The sequence below is a fragment of the uncultured Demequina sp. genome (genome assembly GCF_913055775.1).
GTDB lineage: Bacteria > Actinomycetota > Actinomycetes > Actinomycetales > Demequinaceae > Demequina.
This window is the reverse complement of the sequence record NZ_CAJXJX010000177.1, coordinates 1-3,904: the sequence shown is the minus strand read 5'-3', so window position 1 is coordinate 3,904 and position 3,904 is coordinate 1. Positions and strand designations below refer to the sequence as shown.

The following is a 3,904-nucleotide window of genomic DNA, read 5'->3' as shown; positions in this document are numbered from 1 at the left end:
CCACCAGGATCGCGAGCGACGCTGCAGAGCACTTCTGTCCCGCGTGGCCGAAGGCGGATGCGGCGAGGTCCTTGGCGGCGAGGTCGAGGTCGGCGCTGGGGGTCACGATCATCGCGTTCTTGCCCGACGTCTCCGCCGAGAGCCGCAGCTCGGGACGGAAGCCCAGGAACATCTCGGCCGTCTCGAACGCCCCTGTGAGGATCACCTGATCGATGCGGGGGTCGCTGATCAGCTGCCGGCCGTAGGTGCGCGTGCTGATCGACAGCAGCGTGAGGACATCGCGCGGCACCCCCGCCTCCCACATGATCTCGGCGAGCACCGCGCCACACCTGGCCGACTCCCCTGCCGGCTTCAGGATGACCGCGGACCCCGCTGCCAGTGCCGCGAGCGTCGAGCCCGCAGGGATCGCCACCGGGAAGTTCCACGGCGGGATCACCGCGGTGAGCGGTCGAGGACGCGCCAGCGCGCCCTCGACGCTGGACAGTGCACGCGCGGAGTGTGCGTAGTAGCGCGCGAAGTCGATCGCCTCGGACACCTCCGGATCCGCCTGATCGATCGTCTTCCCCGCCTCGGCCGCCATCACCTCGATCAGGTCCGCGCGGCGAGCCTCGAGCCGCTCGGCCACCCGCTCGAGCACCGCGGCCCGCTCGCGCGGCGGGACGGCTCCCCACCCGAGCCCTGCCGCGTGGGCAGAGCCGAGCACGCCGTCGAGCGCATCGGCGCTGTCGACGCGTGCCTGTGCCAATGCGCGGAGCCCCAGGGTCGATGACGAGGCCCGACCCAGGATCGCTGTGCCCCAGTCGCGCGTGGATCGCCTCGCCGGGTCGGAATCCGCGGCGTTGCGGAAGCCCGTCGAGGGCTCATGTGCCTCGGGGTGGTCCCGGTGGCTGTCCGTGGAGGCAGGACGGGACGCGAGCTCGAGCGCGTCGCGAAAGGCTCCCTCCTCGCGCGCGAAGTCCTCCTCCGACGAGGCGATCGTCGTGAGCCGGGAGAGGAAGTTCTGCGGGTTCGCGACCTCTTCGAGCCGGCGCACCAGATACGCGAGAGCGACATCGAAGTCGCGCGGGTCCACCACGGGCGTGTAGAGGCGCAGGCGGCCCACGTCAGCGCTGACCGCGCTGGCGACATGCTCGCCCATGCCGAGGAGCATCTCGAAGTGCACGTCCTCCTCGACTGCGCGCGCACACGCGAGCTGCCACGCGTGCGCGATGTCGAACAGGTTGTGGCCGGCGATGCCAACCTTGAGCGAGCGCGTCCTGTTGGGCACCAGCGCCTCGTCGAGCACGCGCTTGTACTGGGCGTCCGACTCGGCCTTCGAGTGCCACGTCGCGAGCGGCCAGTCCCGGAGCTCGGCCTCGACGCGCTCCATGGACAGGTTCGCGCCCTTGACCACGCGCACGCGCAGCGGTGCGCCGCCGGCATCGACGCGGTCCGCTGCGAGCCGCTGGATCTGCGCCAGGGCACGCGACGACTCGGGCAGGTAGGTCTGGAGCACGATGCCCGCGCCCAGGCTGCTCAGGTCGGGGCGGCGCATCAGCGCCTCGAACACCGCGATGGTCAGATCGAGGTCGCGGTACTCCTCCATGTCGAGGTTGATGAAGACGCCCCCGTGATCGCGGGCGTCCTCGTACAGGGGCGCCAGTGTCGCGACGATCTCCTCGACCGCGCCGTCGAAGTCCCACGGGGAGTGCGGCGCGACCGCGGCCGAGACCTTGATCGAGACGTAGTCGACCTCGGGATGCGTGATCAGGGCACGGGTGGACTCGACGCGCCGGCGAGCCTCGTCGCCGCCGAGAACCGCTTCGCCCAGCAGGTTGACGTTGAGGTCGACGCCGGTGGCGCGCAGATGCCTGAGGGCCTTCGCGAGCCTCCGGGGCCGCGCATCGACCACGAGGTGGTTCACCATCGCCCGGATCACGCGTCGCGCCACGGTGACCGTGAAGCGCGGTGCGAGGCGTGCACCGAGGCCTCCCAACTGCGCGAGGCGCGCGAGGGTGGCCGGGAGATGGTCGGGAGCCGCCTGAGCGGCCCGTCGGAGTTCGTGAGCGGCGACGTGCGCATCCTCGGGCCGCACCACCCCGTCCACGACTTCGGTCAAGTACCGCAGGCCCCCGGGGCGCGTGAGCACATGCGCCATGAGGCGCGCGCCCGAGCTGGGCCTGACGGAGGATGACTGCTGGAGCCATGTGCGGACCTGAGACACGGCGCGGTCGGCGGAAGGGGCCGTGCGCTCGTCAACGGCATGCGGGGACATGCGGCCAGTGTGCGGCGCACCGTGAATTCATGTCCATTTCCGATAACTGGGGCTTACCATGTAGGTCTGCTTAACTATTGGCATGCTCGACCTCCACCGTCTTCGCACCTTGAGGGAGTTCGCGCTGCGCGGCACCGTGACCGAGGTCGCCGCGGTCCTGGGCTACTCGCCCTCGGCCGTGTCCCAGCAGCTCGGCGCGCTCGAGCGTGAGGCCGGCGCGGTGCTCGTGCGCCGATCAGGACGGCGGCTGCTGCTCACGCCTGCCGGTCAGCAGCTCGCTGACGCGGCGGGCCGAATCCTCGGTCTCGTCGAGGAGGCGGAGACCGGGCTTCGATCGGCCCAGCACGATCCCGGTGGCACCGTGCGCCTCGCGGTCTTCCAGTCCGCGGCGCTCGCCCTCTTGCCGACCGCGCTCCCACAGCTCTCGGCATCGGCGCCCCGGCTTCGCGTCGAGGTCACGCAGAGCGAACCGGCGCAAGCGCTCGAGGACACCTGGTCGCGAGACTTCGACCTCGTGGTCGCGGAGGAGTACCCGTACCACTCGGCGCCCCACTACGACGGCCTCACGCGCGTCACTCTGGTCCGCGACCCCATCGCGTTGGCGACGCCGAGCGGGTCCGCAGCGACGGTCGTGGGCCATCGCGACAGTGCGTGGGTCATGGAGCCGCCGGGGACGGCGTCACGCCACTTCGCGGAGCAGCTGTGCCGGGTCGCGGGCTTCGAGCCTGACGTGCGCTACGAGACTGCGGACCTGCAGGCCCACCTCGCGCTGGTCGAGGCGGGTCTGGCGGTGGCGCTCATTCCCGGACTGATGTGGCCGTCGGCCCCCGGCGGGATCGCCCGGGTCGAGCTCGATGCGACCATGAGCCGCACCGTATTCGCGGCGTTTCGCGACACGTCGAGCCAGGATCCGGCGATACGCGCGACCCTGGCGGCGCTCACGATGGCGGCGCTGGAGGTGGCCGCCGGCTGAGGTCCTCTGGCGGCCCGAGCCTCTCGACCAGCAGCGTCGCGCCCGCGACGGCGGCAGGCATGAACGCGACAGCTCCCAGAGGAATCAGGAAGGCGAGGAAGCACGCGGCGCCGAAGCCCACCGCTCGAGAGCGATGACGGCCGAGCAGGGCACGCCTGGCGCGCAGGGCGACCACGCCGCGACGCCCCAGTGGTGACGTCGTGAGCTCGAGAGCCAGGAACCAGCCGCCGAATCCCACACCGGCGACGAACGCCGCGACGCCCCCGACGACCGGGATCAGGCCGAGGAGGAACAGGGCGGCGGACAGCGGCACTGTCAGGGCAGCGAGGCGCAGCGCCTCTCCTGTTTCACGCAGGAACGATCGCCATCCGCTCTCCTCCGGATCGGCGCCGGTGAACCCCCGCTCCGCGTCGACCTCGCGGGAGAGCGCTTCGAAGAACGGCTGGCCCACCAGGAGCGTCACCGCAGTGAACGCGTAGATCCCGACCAGTGCCGAGGCGCCGAGGATGGCGAGCGCCGCCACCACCTGCACGGCGGTGGCCAGCCAGCCATCGCCGGCGGTCAGGGCCCCGGCGATGCCCGCGCTCCACGACTCGAGCTGGACCAGGACGACGACCGCGGCGGCCGCGAAGACCGCAGCCGTGATTACCCCGGGCACCAGACCGATCGCCATGAGG

The 3,904-nt window shown here is 71.4% G+C and carries 3 protein-coding genes; 1 reads left to right on the top strand and 2 read right to left on the bottom strand.

Annotated features, from left to right (window positions below):
• Positions 1–2,254 (bottom strand): proline dehydrogenase family protein (locus tag QZ483_RS13035; RefSeq protein WP_297084712.1); only part of this gene is annotated, 2,254 nt, incomplete at its 3' end.
• A gap of 82 nt (positions 2,255–2,336) precedes the next feature.
• Here QZ483_RS13035 and QZ483_RS13030 point away from each other — a divergent pair.
• Positions 2,337–3,227, top strand: coding sequence for a LysR family transcriptional regulator (locus tag QZ483_RS13030; protein ID WP_297084710.1), 891 nt, complete (start codon positions 2,337–2,339; stop codon positions 3,225–3,227).
• On the opposite strand, the gene QZ483_RS13025 is transcribed toward QZ483_RS13030, so the two are convergent.
• Positions 3,193–3,904: EI24 domain-containing protein (locus QZ483_RS13025; RefSeq protein ID WP_297084708.1), on the bottom strand; the 712-nt coding region annotated here is incomplete at its 5' end. The genes QZ483_RS13030 and QZ483_RS13025 overlap by 35 nt on opposite strands.